15 protein-coding genes are annotated in these 14,803 nt (G+C 68.3%); 7 read left to right on the forward strand and 8 right to left on the reverse strand.

The window, feature by feature from the left end:
• Positions 1-3 precede the first annotated feature (3 nt).
• Positions 4-450 (reverse strand): universal stress protein, encoded by a 447-nt coding sequence (locus EKL94_RS14115; RefSeq protein ID WP_032129880.1) that lies wholly within the window; start codon positions 448-450, stop codon positions 4-6.
• Between the two features lie 141 nt (positions 451-591).
• Between EKL94_RS14115 and EKL94_RS14120 the strand changes: the two genes are divergently transcribed.
• From EKL94_RS14120 to EKL94_RS14135, 4 genes are all read left to right on the forward strand, one after another.
• Positions 592-1,509: a LysR family transcriptional regulator gene (locus tag EKL94_RS14120; RefSeq protein WP_005411002.1), complete on the forward strand. Its 918-nt coding sequence runs from the start codon at positions 592-594 to the stop codon at positions 1,507-1,509.
• A gap of 153 nt (positions 1,510-1,662) precedes the next feature.
• Positions 1,663-3,192 (forward strand): MFS transporter, encoded by a 1,530-nt coding sequence (locus EKL94_RS14125; RefSeq protein ID WP_126929559.1) that lies wholly within the window; start codon positions 1,663-1,665, stop codon positions 3,190-3,192.
• Between the two features lie 21 nt (positions 3,193-3,213).
• Positions 3,214-4,296, forward strand: a complete 1,083-nt coding sequence (locus EKL94_RS14130) for an HlyD family secretion protein (RefSeq protein ID WP_126929560.1) — start codon at positions 3,214-3,216, stop codon at positions 4,294-4,296.
• Positions 4,293-5,705, forward strand: a complete 1,413-nt coding sequence (locus tag EKL94_RS14135; protein ID WP_126929561.1) for an efflux transporter outer membrane subunit — start codon at positions 4,293-4,295, stop codon at positions 5,703-5,705. The genes EKL94_RS14130 and EKL94_RS14135 overlap by 4 nt, the downstream gene beginning before the upstream one ends.
• A 109-nt stretch (positions 5,706-5,814) precedes the next feature.
• On the opposite strand, the gene EKL94_RS14140 is transcribed toward EKL94_RS14135, so the two are convergent.
• From EKL94_RS14140 to EKL94_RS14160, 5 genes are all read right to left on the reverse strand, one after another.
• Positions 5,815-6,153, reverse strand: a complete 339-nt coding sequence (locus tag EKL94_RS14140; RefSeq protein WP_006469105.1) for a hypothetical protein — start codon at positions 6,151-6,153, stop codon at positions 5,815-5,817.
• A gap of 77 nt (positions 6,154-6,230) precedes the next feature.
• A complete protein-coding gene (locus EKL94_RS14145; protein WP_126929562.1) occupies positions 6,231-7,172 on the reverse strand; it encodes a DegV family protein in 942 nt (313 codons plus the stop codon).
• A gap of 95 nt (positions 7,173-7,267) precedes the next feature.
• Complete coding sequence (locus tag EKL94_RS14150; RefSeq protein ID WP_126929563.1) at positions 7,268-7,900, reverse strand: 2-hydroxychromene-2-carboxylate isomerase; 633 nt, start codon at positions 7,898-7,900, stop codon at positions 7,268-7,270.
• Between the two features lie 20 nt (positions 7,901-7,920).
• Positions 7,921-9,204 (reverse strand): amidohydrolase family protein, encoded by a 1,284-nt coding sequence (locus EKL94_RS14155; protein ID WP_126929564.1) that lies wholly within the window; start codon positions 9,202-9,204, stop codon positions 7,921-7,923.
• Positions 9,204-10,613 (reverse strand): amidohydrolase, encoded by a 1,410-nt coding sequence (locus EKL94_RS14160; RefSeq protein ID WP_126929565.1) that lies wholly within the window; start codon positions 10,611-10,613, stop codon positions 9,204-9,206. The genes EKL94_RS14155 and EKL94_RS14160 overlap by 1 nt, the downstream gene beginning before the upstream one ends.
• Before the next feature lie 152 nt (positions 10,614-10,765).
• Between EKL94_RS14160 and EKL94_RS14165 the strand changes: the two genes are divergently transcribed.
• A complete protein-coding gene (locus EKL94_RS14165) occupies positions 10,766-11,542 on the forward strand; it encodes an AMP nucleosidase (RefSeq protein WP_005414446.1) in 777 nt (258 codons plus the stop codon).
• Between the two features lie 43 nt (positions 11,543-11,585).
• Complete coding sequence (locus EKL94_RS14170) at positions 11,586-12,125, forward strand: DUF924 family protein (RefSeq protein ID WP_006384394.1); 540 nt, start codon at positions 11,586-11,588, stop codon at positions 12,123-12,125.
• Positions 12,126-12,202: 77 nt separating this feature from the next.
• Here the strand turns inward: EKL94_RS14170 and grxD are convergent, their stop codons facing one another.
• The gene (gene grxD / locus EKL94_RS14175; protein ID WP_126929566.1) at positions 12,203-13,129 is read right to left on the reverse strand and encodes a Grx4 family monothiol glutaredoxin; all 927 of its coding nucleotides are present in this window, start codon (positions 13,127-13,129) and stop codon (positions 12,203-12,205) included.
• Positions 13,130-13,188: 59 nt separating this feature from the next.
• Here grxD and EKL94_RS14180 point away from each other — a divergent pair, with 59 nt between their 5' ends.
• Positions 13,189-13,968: a polysaccharide deacetylase family protein gene (locus EKL94_RS14180; protein WP_126929567.1), complete on the forward strand. Its 780-nt coding sequence runs from the start codon at positions 13,189-13,191 to the stop codon at positions 13,966-13,968.
• A gap of 112 nt (positions 13,969-14,080) precedes the next feature.
• Here the strand turns inward: EKL94_RS14180 and EKL94_RS14185 are convergent, their stop codons facing one another.
• Positions 14,081-14,800: a class I SAM-dependent methyltransferase gene (locus EKL94_RS14185; protein ID WP_126929568.1), complete on the reverse strand. Its 720-nt coding sequence runs from the start codon at positions 14,798-14,800 to the stop codon at positions 14,081-14,083.
• Positions 14,801-14,803 lie beyond the last annotated feature (3 nt).

The raw sequence follows: 14,803 nt of genomic DNA on the forward strand, positions 1-14,803 counted from the left end.
TTGCTAGGGCTGTGGGTCGCGGGTTTCCACCAGCACGGGACAGGGCGCGTGGTCGATGGTCCATTGCCCGATCGAGGGTTCGAACAGGCGTTCCAGGCGGGACAGGTGACGGTGGCCGATGACGATCAGGTCGCACTTCAGGCGCCGGGCCTGCTCGCTGATCACTTCGCCCGGGTCGCCGGAGGGAATCTGCGCGATGGCGTCGACCCCGCGCTCGCGCAGCTCGGCCAGGGCTTCGGCCAGCACCGCTTCGGCCCGCGAGCGCTGGCGGGCGGCTTCCGGGTACTCGATGCGGTCGGCTTCGCTGGCATCGGCCGCCAGCGCGAATTCGGGGTCGAGCACGCACAGCAGGTGCAGGCGGCTGTGGGGGCCGGCGATGGCGGCGGCCAGGTCCAGCACGCGTGCGTGCTGGGGGCCACCATCCAGGGCGACCAGCAGGGTATTGAACATGGATGTCTCCTTGGCAGGCCGGGGATGGTCGCCGATGTCACCGCGCGCACCCATGCCGTGCGCGGCAGTCAATGAATGCGTATAACGCAATCCACGGTGGTTACAAGTGTCGTAGAGTCATCTGATTTACTGGAGACTGTCATGCCCCTGCCGGACCTGAACCTGTTGCTGGCACTGGACGTGCTGATTGACGAATGCAGCGTGGCCGCCGCCGCGCGCCGGATGAACCTGAGCGCGCCGGCGATGAGCCGTACCCTGGGCCGGATCCGCACCGCGCTGGGCGACCCGGTGCTGGTGCGTGCCGGCCGCGGCCTGGCGCCCACGCCCCGCGCCCTGCAGCTGCGCGAGCAGGTCCGCGATGTGATCGAGCAGGCCCACCGCGTCTTCAACGCCGGTCGCGAAGTAGACATGCGCGTGCTCGAGCGAACCTTCAGCGTGCGTGCCAATGATGTGTTCGTCGGTGGTTTCGGCGGACGCCTGCGCGAGCTGTTCCGCCAGCAGGCGCCGCGCGCGGTGCTGCGCTTCGTGCCCGAGGGCGATACCGACGACGATGCGATGGCGCAGGGCCGGATCGACCTGTACATCAGCACCGCCGGCAAGCATGCGCCCGATACCAAGGTGCAGAACCTGTTCAGTACCTCGTTCATGGGCGCCGCGCGCGAAGATCATCCGTTGTTCGATGAGGAGATCAGCGCCGAGCGTTTTGCCGCCTGCGATCACATCGCGGTGTCGCGCCGCGGCTTGCCGCGTGGTCCGATCGACGATGATCTGGCCGCGCTGGGCCTGCAGCGGCGGGTGGCACTGATCAGCCCGACCTTCCACGGTGCGATCTTCGCGGCGGCCGAATCGGACCTGATCCTGCCGCAGATGCCGAGCGTGATGCTGGAGCGGATCGTCAGCATGCGCCTGCCGTTGCGCCTGTTCCCGTTGCCGATTCCGGTGCGGACCGCGGCCATCGTGCAGGCCTGGCATCCGCGCCTGGACAACGACGCCGCCCATCAATGGCTGCGGCGCTCGATCAAGACCATGTGCGAAAGCGCAGGGGAGGCCCCGCGCTGACATCTGCAGGCGTGCGCCTGGCGCACGCCTGGGATGCGGGTCGCGCCATTTTTCGCAGGGTACCGGCTCCCTAGACTGCGCTCCCCGGAGTTTCACTGAGCGCATTCCAATGACCCCCAACATGCCGTGCACTGCACGGATAGGTGCCCGGCGATGAGTACGCCGGCCGCCGCTGTCCCGGCCGCCGCAGCGCCCCGTCCTGCCGCCGCCCCCGGGCTCGACCGCCGCGTTCTGGTCGGCCTGTGTGGCGTGCTGCTGGCGGTGCTGGTGTCGGGCTTCAACGAGAACATCACCAAGGTCGCCCTGGCCGACATCCGTGGCGCGATGGGTTTCAGCGTCGATGACGGCAGCTGGATCGTCGCGCTCTACAGCGCGATGTCGGTCAGCGCGATGGCCTTCGCACCGTGGTGCGCCGCCACCTTCTCGCTGCGCCGCTTCGCATTGGCGATGATCGGTGGCTTCATGGTGCTGGGCGTGCTCTGCCCGCTTGCCCCGAACCTGCAGGTGTTCCTGCTGCTGCGCGCGCTGCAGGGCCTGTGCGGTGGCGCGCTGCCGCCGCTGCTGATGAGCGTGGCGCTGCGCTTCCTGCCCCCGGGCATCAAGCTGTACGGCCTGGCCGGCTACGCGCTGACGGCGACGTTCGGCCCAAGCATGGGCACGCCGCTGGCCGCGTTCTGGGTCGAGCAGGTGGGCTGGCACTGGGCGTTCTGGCAGATCGTGCCGTACTGCCTGGCCGCCATGGCGATGGTCAGCTGGGGCCTGCCCCAGGACCCGCTGCGGCTGGAGCGTTTTGCCCAGTTCGATGGCGTCGGCCTGCTGCTGGGCCTGCCGGCGCTGGTGCTGCTGGTGCTGGGCCTGGTGCAGGGCCCCCGCCTGAACTGGTTCGACTCGCCGATGATCACGCTGATGATCGGCGGCGGTGCCGGCCTGATGGTGCTGTTCATGATCAATGAATGGTTCCATCCGCTGCCGTTCTTCAAGCTGCAGCTGCTGGCCAACCGCAACCTCAGCTACTCGCTGGTGACGCTGGGCGGCGTGCTGTTCGTGCTGCTGGCGGTGATCTCGATCCCCTCCGGTTTCCTGGCCAGCGTGCAGGGCTACCGGCCGTTGCAGACCGCACCGATGCTGCTGTGGGTGGCACTCCCACAGGTGATCGCGCTGCCGCTGGTGGCGGCGTTGCTGAACATCCGCGCGGTGGACTGCCGCTGGGTGCAGGCCACGGGCCTGGCGATGCTGGCGCTGGCCTGCTGGCTGGGCTCGCACCTGGATGTGGCCTGGATCCGCGACAACTTCCTGTGGGTGCAGCTGCTGCAGGTGTTTGCCCAGCCGATGGCGGTGCTGCCGCTGCTGATGCTCGCCACTGGCGGCCTGGCGCCACAGGACGGCCCGTTTGCCTCGGCGTGGTTCAACACGGTCAAGGGCTTCGCTGCAGTACTCGCCAGCGGCGTGCTGGATGCCGTCGCCCAAGGCCGCCGTCATTTCCATTCCACCGTGCTGGTCGACCGCCTTGGCGAGCAACCGTGGCTGGCCGATGGCCCGCAGCTGGGCGCGCGCCTGCATGCACAGGTACAGGCGCTGACCTCGGCCGACCTGTACTGGGTGGTCGCACTGGTGGCGCTGGCCTTCATTCCCCTCATTGCCTGGATGCCCACCCGCATCCATCCGCCACGTGCCGTGGCCTGAACCTTTCGCAGGAACCCCCTCATGACGATCAATCGAACCACTCTCAACACCGGCCTGGGCCTGGGCGTGCTGGCCCTGGCCATCGGTGCCTGGCTGCTGCTGCGCGATGGCGGCCACCAGACCACCAACAATGCGTACGTGGTGGCTGACTACACCTTGGTGGCGCCGAAGATTCCCGGCTTCGTCAGTGCCGTGGAAGTCGATGACAACCAGTCGGTGAGGGCCGGCGACGTGCTTGCCCGCATCGACGACCGCGACTACCAGGTCGCCCTGCAGGCGGCCCGTGCCGACCTCGCCAATGCCCGTGCACAGCTGGCCAATGCGCAGGCCGCACTGGCCCAGCAGGACTCGCTGATCGAGCAGGCCAGGGCCAGCGTCGATGTCAGCCGTTCCGAACTGACACTGGCCAGTGCCGACCAGCAGCGCTACCGCGAACTGGCCCGTGACGGCGCCGGTACCGTGCAGAACGCACAGCAGGCGCAGTCAAAGCAGGCCGTGGCCAGTGCGCATCTGCAGCAGGGCCAGGCCGCGCTGTCGACCGCACGCCAGCGCACCGACATCCTCAGCGCGGGCGTGCAGGCCGCGCAGGCGGCGGTGCAGCGTGCAGAAGCGGCGCAGGCACGCGCCGAACTGGATCTGTCGCACACCGTGCTGCGCGCGCCGATCGATGGCATGGTCGGTCGCCGCGCAGTGCGCGTGGGTGCCTACCTGACCCCGGGTACGCCGGTGGCTGCGGTGGTACCGCTGAAGCGCGCCTTCGTGGTCGCCAACTTCCAGGAAACGCAGATGACCCGCATGCAGGCCGGCCAGCAGGTCGAACTGAAGGTGGACGTGTTCCCGGGCAAACCGCTGCGCGGGCACATCGACAGCATTGCACCGGCCACCGGCGTCACCTTCGCTGCCGTCGCACCGGAGAACGCCACCGGCAACTTCACCAAGGTGGTGCAGCGCATTCCGGTGAAGATCGTGCTGGAGCCGGGCCAGCCGCTGCTGGACCAGCTGCGTGCCGGCATGTCGGTGGAAGCCAGCGTTGACCTGGGCAGCCGCGCGCGCGCGCAGAGCGTGCAGCACAGTCCGGGCCACAAGAGCGGGGAGGGTGCATGAGCGCAGTCACCGTGTTCCGCACCTTCGTTGCGGCCAGCCTGTGCACGGCCCTGGCTGCCTGCACGATGGGTCCGGACTTCGTACGCCCGCAGGCGGAACTGCCCAGCCATTGGCAGGGTGAGGCTGTCGCCGGCAACGCCATCGACCAGGACGCGGCCTGGTGGGCCGGTTTCGACGATCCGCTGCTGGGGCAGCTGGCCAACCAGGTGCTGGCGGCCAATCTGGACCTGCAGCTGGCGGCCAACCGCGTGCAGCAGAGCCGTGCTGCACGCGGCATCACCGCCGCCGAACGCCTGCCCAGCGTCAGCGCGAGCGCCAGTGGCGTGCGTGCACGCAACAGCGAGGTGGGCCTGAATGATCCGTCCGGCAACGGCGGCCGTGATGACTACGGACTGTTCCAGGCCGGTCTCGGCCTGAGCTGGGAGCTGGACCTGTGGGGCCGCGTGCGGCGCCAGGTGGAAGCGGCCGATGCGCGCGTGCAGATGGCCGAGGAGGATGCACACGCCGTGCGCATCGCGCTGCTGGCGGAAACCGCGCGTGATTACCTGCAGCTGCGTGCGACGCGGCAGCTGCTGGCGATCACCGAGGACAACCTCAGCATCGCCCTCGACATGAAGCGCCTGACCGAGGCACGCCAGCAGCAGGGCGTGGCCAGCACGCTGCAGGTGTCCAGCGCGTCCGCGCAGGTGGCATCGTTGCAGGCACGCATCGCGCCGTTGCGGCATCGCGAATCACAGCTGCGCAATGCGCTGGCGTTCCTGCTGGCACAGCCGCCGCAGGCGCTGGACGCGCAGCTGCAGGATGCACGCCGCGACTGGCCGGCGTTGCCGGCCGTAGCGGTGGGGCTGCCCAGTGAACTGGCCGAGCGTCGCCCGGACATCCGTCGCGCCGAGGCCGCACTGCATGCGGCAACGGCGGGCATCGGCGTGGCCAAGGCCAGTTTCCTGCCGCGCATCACCTTGAATGGCGACGCTGGCTTCCAGGCCAAGCAGCTCGATGACCTGGATGGCTGGAACGCGCATCGTTTCAGCATCGGGCCGTCGATCAGCGTGCCGATCTTCCAGGGTGGGCGACTGAAGGCCAACCTCGCGCTGAGCAGGCTGCAGCAGCAACAGTCGTCGCTGCAGTTCCGCCGTACCGTGCTGCAGGCCTGGCATGAAGTGGACGACGCCATTGATGGCTACAGCGCCGAGCAGCAGCGCACGGTGCAGCTGCACGTGGCGGTGGATGAGAGCGAGACCGCACTGGGCGCTGCGCGCCGGCAGTACCAGGCCGGCGTGGTCGACATGCTGGACGTGCTGACCACCCAGCGCATCGCGCTGGACAACCAGGCCGCGCTGGCCAACAGTCAGGCCACGGCCGCGATCGCGCGGGTGGAGCTGTACCGCGCGCTGGGTGGTGGCTGGTAGCGATATGGAAACGCCGGGCCATGCCCGGCGGTTCGTCGGTAGTTGCCAACCTTGGTTGGCAGCTTTTTTTGGAGCGCCAACCAAGGTTGGCATCTACCAGAGCAGGGCCTCAACGCACGTCGCGCAGTTCCCAATGGTGGCCGGCCAGCAGGCGCAGGCGCTGCTTGAACACGTCACTGTCGATGCGGGTGGTAGCCACCAGGTTGATGCGCAGGTCCTTCTGCTCGCCTGTCACGGTGGCGTCCGGATCGGTCACGCCCCACTGCGGTTCCACCGCGTCCGGGTCGGGCTGCTTGGCCTTCCAGCGCTCGAACAGCGTGCCGCTGCGCAGGGCGTCCTGCAGCTCTTCGGCGAAACCGGCAGCGCCCTGCGAGTGGAAGGACAGGTCAGGGTCATTGCCACGGGCCTTGGACGGGTCGGGCAGGCTGATGTGGTACTGCGCAGGCATGGAGTTCTCCTTGAAGTGCGGCAAGGCTGGCACAACCGCGGTGGAATCGATGTGCAGATTCCGGCCGTGGCCAGCGCTCATTCGAACCGATGCGGCCCATCGGCAAAGCCCACGGTGACCGCGCCCTTGCCGACGTTGACCATGCCGGTCAGGCTCATCACCGATTCGTACACGGTCACGCCATGGGTGGCGCAGACCTCTTTCAGCTGTGCGTAGCCGGGCAGGCTACGCAGCTCGTCCAGCTCACCGCCGTAGCTGACGCACACCGTCGGTGTCATCAGCCCGGCACGCACGCGCTGGCCGACCACCGCGAACAGCTTCTGCACGGCATTGTCGAATCCCTTGATCTTGGCCACCGGCCCGGTCTCGCCGCGGTAGCCATGCAGCACCGGCTTGATGTCCAGCGCGCTGCCCAGTGCGGCGCTGAGCAGGCCGACACTGCGGTCGCCCTTGTGCCGCGCACGCGCGCGCATGTAGTACAGGTCACGGGTGACCATGTAGCCGTGCACGTTGCTGGCCAGTTCCTCCAGCCGCTCACGGATCTGCTGCACGCTGGCATTGCTGTCGCGCAGGCGCACGGCTTCCACCGCGGTCACCGCCTGGGCAGCGAACAGGTTCTGGGTGTCGAGCACGCGCAGCGCGAACGGCGAGTTGTAGCCCGCTGCCTGACGCACCGGCTTGTAGTCGTTGAGGATGGCGAAACTGGCCTGCAGCGCGTTGTCGTGGATCGGGCTGCGGGTCTTGGTGATGGTCATGCAGAACACGTGGTCGTAATCGATCACCAGCTGCTGCAGGAACAGGTCGCGGATCTGGTTGACGCTGAAGGGGATGGTCTCCGCTTCAGCGCCATGTTCGGCCACATGCGCGTGCAGGAAACTCAGGGTGGCCTGCTCATCGCGATGATCGGCCAGCACGGCTTCGCCGATCCGTACGGTGATCGGCAGCAGCACGATGTTGTGCTCGGCAATGAAGTCCTGCGGCAGGTCGCAGGCCGAGTCGACGACGATTCCGATGCGCATCCGCGGCTCCCCCTCCAGGGCGGTTGTAGGTTCGGAAACGTGAAATCTATCTCAAAATCTGGCGTGGCGCGCGAGGGAAACGCGCCACGCCCTGTTCAGCGACTGCGCTGCACCGCCACCGGCAGGTTGGTCAGGCGCTGCCATTCGGGTTGCCGCAGCAGGCCCGGGTCGGCCAGCACCGCTGCCATCAGCGGGTGCGCGTCGTTGCCCCAGAACAGCTCGTCATCAATGGCCAGGGTCGGCACACCGAACACCCCGGTGCCAATTGCGGCCTCGGTGTTGCGGCGCAGCTGCTCCTTGACCGCCGGGTCGGCGATGGCGCTGGCGACATCGTCAATACCGAGCTGGGCGGCCGGTTCGCGCAGGGCCTCGGCGCTGTCACCGGCGTGGCCATCGCGCCAGATCCAGTCGAACAGCACGTCCACCGCCTGCACGCTGGCACCGGCGGCCAGGCACAGGCGCAGGGCGGACAGCGGGTTGAACGGATGGCCGGGCGGGAACCGCAGCGGTGTGCCCTCGGTCTGCGCGGTCCACAGCAGCTGGCGGTAGATGAAGCGGCGCTTGGCCGGAATCTCGGCAGGCCCGAGGTTGCCCAGGTGATGCAGCACCGCACCGAAGGCGATCGGCACGGTCTGGATCTGCGCGAACTGCGGCAACTGCTTCAGCTTCTGCCAGTGCAGGTAGGAATAGGGCGAGATGAAGTCGAAGTACCAGCGCAGCGTCGCCATCGGTGTGTCCTCGTGTGCGGTCAGGGCTGCGCGTTGCGCTGCAGGTAGCGATCGCGCAGTTCGGTCTGGCGCGAGCGCATCGGCATCGCACGGCCACCCAGCCAGACCTGCTCGGCATAATGCGCCACGTCCAGCGGATCGCCCTCCCACAGCACCAGGTCGGCACGCTTGCCGGGCTCGATGCTGCCGATCTGGTCGGCCACCCCGAACGCCTGTGCAGGCACCCGGGTCAGCCCGGCCAGGCCATCGGCCCACGGCAGGCCGTTGGCCACCGCGTTGCCGGCCAGCTGGCGCATCTTGCGCGCGTTGTGGGTGGCGTCGCCGCGCTGCACGAAGGAAACCGCCACGCCGGCACGCTGCAGGCGCGCGGCATTTTCCAGGGTGGCACCGAGCTGGTCGAAGCTGGCCGGCAGGTTGGCCAGCACGTCGACGAACACCGGCACGTGCGCAGCGGCCAGCTCCGGCGCCACCTGCCACGCTTCGCTGGCACCGGCGATGGCGATCTTCACCTTTTCGCGGGCGGCCCAGCGCAGCAGCTGGCGGATGTCGGCGGCGCGATCCACCTCCACCACGATGCGGCCCTGGCCGGCCAGATAGCGGCTGAGCGTGCGGCGCCCGGCCGGCGTCAGCAGCGCATGCGGCGAGTCCGCCGCGACCTGTCCGCGTGCTTCGTCGATCATCTGCTGCAGCAGCATCCATTGCGCGGCGCGCGAATGCCCGGTCAGTTCGGAGGCTGCCGCGCCGATGCGCAGGAACAGGGCACGCGGTCCGATCGGGTCGGCGCTGCCGTCCAGCCGCATCACGCCGCCCTGGCCCGCCACGAAACCACCGCCGGTGGCGGCCCCCAATGCAGTGAAGCCGATGCCTTCCAGGCGCGTGACCGGAATCAGCACCGAGGCCGGGTTGTAGGCGAGCGTGACGTCGAATTCCGGGCGCAGCGGCTGCTCGCCGAGCTTCAACGAACTGTCCACCGTGCTTGATTCACCCGAGACCTCTTCGATACCGGTTTCGGTGATGCCGCCGAACAGGGCCGGTGTCAGCGGCCGACCGTTGGCTTCGACCACGGTGGCGCCAGCGGGCGCTGACAGGCCGGTGCCCACCGCACGGATGATGCCGCCCTGCACCAGCACGTCCGCGTTCTGCAGGCTGCCGCGCGCGCTGGCCGTATGCACCGTCGCGTTGCGCACCAGCAGGTCCTGTGCCTGTGCGGATGCCGAGAGGCAGGCCAGCACCATGACAGTAGAGCCGAGCCATGCCCGGCTGCCCTTCGCGGCAGACTGCGCCAACTGCTTGAGCACCATCATCAGCGCACCTCCTGGCCAAGCTGGAAATCAGAACGCGGCGTCGCTGCCGGTGCGCTGCGGTCGTACAGCCTGCGGCCATCAATGAAGACCTGCTCGGCCAGCGCATACGAACTGAAGGGGTTGCCGTTCCAGACCACGACGTCGGCCATCTTGCCGGCCTCCAGGGTGCCGGTCTGGCCTTCAATGCCCAGCGCCTTGGCGGCGTTGGCAGTCATCCAGGTGATGGCGTGCTCGGGCGTGATCTCCGGCATGCGCGCGCGGCGCGCGGACGCCATCACCTTGGCCGCTTCCTGGTTCAGGCGCTGGATGCCTTCGGGTGAATCGGAGTGGACGATGGCGCAGCTGTTCTTCGGCCGGTCGACCAGCGCGATGTTCTCCGGAATGCCGTCGAAGGCTTCCATCTTGAAGCCCCACCAGTCGGCCCATAGTGCGCCGCAGACGCCGTCGGCGGCCAGCCGGTCGGCCAGCTTGTAGGCCTCCACGCCGTGGTGGAAGGCGGCCACCTTGAAGCCGAATTCCTTGGCCAGATCGAGCATGGTGGCCATCTCGTCGGCGCGGTAGCAGTGGATGTGCACGCGGATGTCGCCTTCGATCGCGCCGGCCAGCGTGTCCAGCTTGAGATCGCGCTTGCCGCCGGCATCACCGGCGCTGTCGCCCTTGTCGCTGCCGAACCAGCCCTTGCGCTTGGCCGGCTTGGGTTTGTTCTTGGCGATGTAGTCGGCGGCATCAATGAAGGCGGCACGGTAGCCGGCCACGTTGCCCATCCGCGTGGCCGGGGTCACGCCCTTGCCTTCGCCATAGACCCGCTTGGGGTTCTCGCCGCAGGCCATTTTCAGGCCCCACGGCGCACCGGGGAACTTCATCGCCTGGTAGGTGATGGCCGGTACGTTCTTCAGGGTCACGCCACGGCCACCGACCAGGTTGGCCGAGCCCGGCAGCACCTGCATGCTGGTCACGCCGCCGGCCAGCGCGGTAGCGAAGCCCGGGTCCTGCGGCCACACCGAGTGTTCGGCCCAGACGTTGGCGGTGACCGGCGCGGTCATCTCGTTGCCGTCGCTGTGCGCGCCGACGCCGGGGCTGGGGTACACGCCCAGGTGCGAGTGCACGTCGATCAGGCCGGGGGTGACCCACTTGCCCTGCGCATCGATGCGGGTGACACCGGCATCGGCCTGCAGCTGGCGGCCGACGGCGACGATGCGGCCCTCGCGCAGCAGCACGTCGGCATTGTCCAGGCGCTGGCCGGTGCCGGTCAGCACGGTGGCGTTCTGGATCAGCACCGGCGCATCGGGATGGGCCTGGTAGGTGCTGGGGTAGGGATCGGCGACGAAGCGCGAGGCGCCCACCGCCGGAGCCGTGCTCAATGAAAGCAGTGCCAGGGCTACCCCGGCGCGCAACAACGTCGATGCCATGCAGTTCCCCTTGCAGCCTGGTCCAACCGTCGACGCTAGCCCGGAGGCGGCGGGCTTGCCAAGTGACCTTCTTCACAGGCCTGCCGACGGTGGCTCGACGGCACCGGCCGGGTGGCTGAAAATACCCGGTCCCCCGCCGTACCGGACCGCCCATGAAGAGCAAGCAGGAAATCGTCGACAACTGGCTGCCCCGGTATACCGGCGTGCCTCTGGACCAGTTCGGCCAGCACATCCTGCTGACCAACTTCGGGGGCTACCTGCATACGTTCTCCGAGCTGACCGGCGCGCCGGTCATCGGCCTGGACCGGCCGATGGCCAGTGCCACCATCGATGGCATCACCATGATCAACTTCGGCATGGGCAGCCCCAATGCCGCGATCATCATGGACCTGCTGTCGGCGGTGATGCCCAAGGCGGTGCTGTTCCTGGGCAAGTGCGGTGGCCTCAAGCGCAAGAACCAGCTGGGCGACCTGGTGCTGCCGATCGCTGCGATCCGTGGCGAGGGTACCTCGGGCGATTACCTGCCGCCGGAAGTTCCGGCGTTGCCGGCGTTCGCGCTGCAGCGTGCGGTCTCGACCATGATCCGCGACCTCGGCCACGACTACTGGACCGGCACCGTCTACACCACCAACCGCCGGGTATGGGAACACGACGAGGCCTTCAAGGAACGGCTGCGGGCGATGCGCTGCATGGCCATCGACATGGAAACGGCCACGGTGTTCGCCGCCGGCTTCGCCAACCACATCCCCAGTGGCGCGCTGCTGCTGGTCTCGGACCAGCCGATGATCCCCGATGGGGTCAAGACCGAAGCCTCCGATGCCAAGGTCAGCTCCCAGTTCGTGGAAAACCATATCCAGATCGGTATCGAGGCGCTTAAGCTTATCCGGCGCAACGGCAAGTCGGTCCGCCACCTGCGCTTCGACGAATGATGATGAAGGCCGGGCGCGGGGCGTCCGGGCCTGGGAGTAGGTAATGGACGTTGCCGCGCAAGTGGTGGAATTCTGGAAGGAGGCGGGCCCTGCGAAGTGGTTCGCCCGCGACGACGCGTTCGACGCGCAGTTCCGCCAGTTGTTTCTGGATGAGCATTTCGCCGCCGCTTCGCGCGGGCGCGAGCATTGGCTGGGCAGTGCCGAAGGGGCGCTGGCCCTGATGCTGCTGCTGGATCAGTTCCCGCGCAACTGCTTCCGGGGCACTGCCCATTCCTACGCCACCGATGGCCTGGCCCGGCATTACGCCATGCGCGCCATCGAGGAAGGCCTGGACCTGCAGCTGGTGCCGAAGCTGCGCGCCTTCATCTACCTGCCGTTCGAGCACTCCGAGGACCCGCTGGACCAGGACCGCTCGGTGGCGATGTTCGACGTGCTGGGTGACAAGGAATACCTGCAGTACGCCGAACTGCACCGCGACATCATCCGCCGCTTCGGGCGCTTCCCGCATCGCAACGCCGTGCTGGGCCGCATCCCCACGCCGGAAGAACTGGACTACCTGGCCGAAGGCGGGTTCGCCGGCTAAGAAAAAGGGGACGGAGGGGATTAAGTCGTTTATGGCACAAACGACTTAATCCCCTCCGTCCCCTTTTTCAGTGCCGATCAGTACTTCGGCACGCCGTTGTCGACCTCTTCGGACCAGGCGTTGATGCCGCCGGTGACGTTGAATACCTTGGTGAAGCCCAGTGCACGGAACTGCTCGGCAGCCTGTGCGCTGCGGCCGCCGTGGTGGCACATGAAGGCCAGCGCGGTGTCCTTCGGCAGGGCTTCCAGCGCGGCGCGGCCGTTGCCATCGAAGCTCTTGAACGGCACGCCCACGGCGGCGATCTCGCGCTCGTCGGCCGGGCGCACGTCCACCAGGGTGATGTTGCCGGCACGCACCAGGTCATCGGCATCGCGCACGCTGATTTCCTGTACCGGCTTCGGCGCGTTCGGGTTGTCGATGGCCAGGCCCTTGCCGCGGATGTCGTCCACCCAGTCGATGGTGATGCCGTTGGCGCGACGCGCGCTGGCCAGGTCGAACTGCACGCGCAGGCCGTTGGACTCGGCGGCAATCGCGCCTTCGTCGTGCGGGGCCAGCTGGAAGTTCGGCTGGAAGCCGGCGTCGATGCTCAGCTGCAGGGCGGCGCCCGGGGCGTCGGCCAGCGCGCCCTTGAGCATTTCCACGGCGGCCGGGGTCACGGTGATGCTCGGCGGGGTGCGGTCCGGTGCGGCCAGGCCCAGCACGCTGCTCAGCTCGCCGCTGGCGGCCATCTGCAGCACGATGTCGCTGCCGCCGACCAGTTCGCCGTCGATGTACAGCTGCGGGATGGTCGGCCAGTCGCCGTAGGCCTTGATGCCTTCACGGATTTCCTGGTCGGCCAGCACGTTGACGTGGGCGAACTCGACGCCGAGGTCCTGCAGGGCGCCCACGGCCTTGGCCGAGAAACCACACTGCGGCATCGACGGCTGGCCCTTCATGAACAGCACGACGCGGTTGGCGTTGAGGATGGATTCGATGCGCGAACGCAGGGCGGGATCGAGGGACATGGACGTCGGGTTTCCGGGAATTCGAATCATCAATTCTAACCCCCATGGCATCATGGGGGATGAGCAACGCAGGAACATTGCATCGCATCCCGGCCCACCCCTGGCGCTGGCTGCCCTGGCTGGTGGCGTCGCAGCTGGCCGTGATCCTGATCTGGGTGCTGGCGGGCTGGCAGTGGGGCCTGCCGCTGATGGCGGCCAGCCACGCAGTGTTCATGGTGCCGGTGTTCCTGCCCAACAGCCGCTTCTATGCGCCGGTGCTGAGCCGGCTGCCGGAGGCCGGCAACACGGTATGGCTGACCATCGATGACGGCCCCGGCCCGGAAACCCTCGCTGTGCTCGACCTGCTGGACCGCCACCAGGCGCGCGTCACCTTCTTCCTGGTGGGGGAACGTGCGCTGGCGCAGCCGGAACTGGTGACCGAGATCCTGCGCCGTGGCCACGACCTGGGCAATCACAGCCACAGCCATCCGCAGGCACGCTTCTGGCGGCTGGGCCCGGCCGCGATGCGTGCCGAGATCGAAGGCTGCCAGCACGCGCTGCAGTCCCTGAGCGGCCATCCAGTGCGCTGGTACCGCTCGGTGGTGGGCATGACCAATCCGTTCGTGGCGCCGGTGTTGAAGACCCAGGGCCTGCTGCGCGTGGGCTGGAGTGCCCGTGGCTACGACGGGGTGGGCTGCACGCCGGACGGCGTGCTGGCACGGCTGCTGCCTGACCTGCGCCCGGGCGCCATCGTGCTGCTGCACGAAGGTGCCGCCCATGGCCACAATCGGGTGATCATCGAGCGTGTGCTGCAGGCGCTGGACGAGCGCGGGTTGAAGGCCCAGCTGCCGGCCCTGTAACTCCGGGTTCTGGTCGCTTGGAGCAGCCGAGCATGGGCTCGACTCCACCACGTATGCCATCCACGCATGGCGAGGGTCTACCGCAACAGCACAGCCGAGTGTGGGCTCGGCTCTACGCCTCGGGGCGTTTGGCCACCAGCAGCCAGCTGTTGAAGGGGGTACGTCCGTGCAGCGGCCGGGGGGCCGTCACCTGCAATCCGGCTTCGGTCAGCGTCGCCTGCAATACCTGCGGATCGGGATAGTGGCGCGGTCGTGTGCCCATCCAGCCGATCAGCCAGGCCAGCCGGTCCGCCACCCGCGTGGTGCGGTCGCGGCCATCGCCGGTGGCCAGCGGTGTACGCAGCAGCAGGCAGCCGCCGCGGGCCACCTGCGCGCTGGCCGCGCGCAGCAGTGCCTGCTGTGGGCCTGCGTCCAGGTACTGCAGCACGTCCAGCAGCAGGACGTGCCCGGCCTGCGCCGGCAGCGGCGCCTGCACATCCACGCAGTCGAAGCGCACGTCCTGCAGGTCGGCGGCAGCACGTTGCGCGCGGGTGATCTTGCCGGCATCCACGTCCACGCCCAGGTAGCGCTGGGTACCGCCGCGCTGGCGCAGCACATGGGCGAACAGGCCCAGCCCGCAGCCAAGGTCCAGCACCGGCTGCCCGTCGTCAGGCAGATGCTGCAGCACGCCGTCGTACAGCGGATCGCTGCCGAGCTTGCCGCGGGTGTAGTAGTAGTCGCGGCGGCTGCCCCAGGCCTGCGCCGGGCGGAAGGCCTCGGCGATCAAGCGGGCCTGCGGGGCCGTCAGGGGAGTGCAGGGCAGGGGCGGGCCGTTCCGTGGCGTGCCGTCCATCGC

The sequence above is a fragment of the Stenotrophomonas maltophilia genome, from assembly GCF_003970865.1.
GTDB classification, from domain to species: Bacteria; Pseudomonadota; Gammaproteobacteria; order Xanthomonadales; family Xanthomonadaceae; genus Stenotrophomonas; species Stenotrophomonas maltophilia_AR.

Bases quoted from the DNA above. Each gene is read 5' to 3' on its own strand.
- EKL94_RS14115 (WP_032129880.1), bottom strand. From the start codon at position 450: ATGTTCAATACCCTGCTGGTCGCCCTGGATGGTGGCCCCCAGCACGCA.
- EKL94_RS14120 (WP_005411002.1), top strand. From the start codon at position 592: ATGCCCCTGCCGGACCTGAACCTGTTGCTGGCACTGGACGTGCTGATT.
- EKL94_RS14125 (WP_126929559.1), top strand. From the start codon at position 1,663: ATGAGTACGCCGGCCGCCGCTGTCCCGGCCGCCGCAGCGCCCCGTCCT.
- EKL94_RS14130 (WP_126929560.1), top strand. From the start codon at position 3,214: ATGACGATCAATCGAACCACTCTCAACACCGGCCTGGGCCTGGGCGTG.
- EKL94_RS14135 (WP_126929561.1), top strand. From the start codon at position 4,293: ATGAGCGCAGTCACCGTGTTCCGCACCTTCGTTGCGGCCAGCCTGTGC.
- EKL94_RS14140 (WP_006469105.1), bottom strand. From the start codon at position 6,153: ATGCCTGCGCAGTACCACATCAGCCTGCCCGACCCGTCCAAGGCCCGT.
- EKL94_RS14145 (WP_126929562.1), bottom strand. From the start codon at position 7,172: ATGCGCATCGGAATCGTCGTCGACTCGGCCTGCGACCTGCCGCAGGAC.
- EKL94_RS14150 (WP_126929563.1), bottom strand. From the start codon at position 7,900: ATGGCGACGCTGCGCTGGTACTTCGACTTCATCTCGCCCTATTCCTAC.
- EKL94_RS14155 (WP_126929564.1), bottom strand. From the start codon at position 9,204: ATGATGGTGCTCAAGCAGTTGGCGCAGTCTGCCGCGAAGGGCAGCCGG.
- EKL94_RS14160 (WP_126929565.1), bottom strand. From the start codon at position 10,613: ATGGCATCGACGTTGTTGCGCGCCGGGGTAGCCCTGGCACTGCTTTCA.
- EKL94_RS14165 (WP_005414446.1), top strand. From the start codon at position 10,766: ATGAAGAGCAAGCAGGAAATCGTCGACAACTGGCTGCCCCGGTATACC.
- EKL94_RS14170 (WP_006384394.1), top strand. From the start codon at position 11,586: ATGGACGTTGCCGCGCAAGTGGTGGAATTCTGGAAGGAGGCGGGCCCT.
- grxD (WP_126929566.1), bottom strand. From the start codon at position 13,129: ATGTCCCTCGATCCCGCCCTGCGTTCGCGCATCGAATCCATCCTCAAC.
- EKL94_RS14180 (WP_126929567.1), top strand. From the start codon at position 13,189: ATGAGCAACGCAGGAACATTGCATCGCATCCCGGCCCACCCCTGGCGC.
- EKL94_RS14185 (WP_126929568.1), bottom strand. From the start codon at position 14,800: ATGGACGGCACGCCACGGAACGGCCCGCCCCTGCCCTGCACTCCCCTG.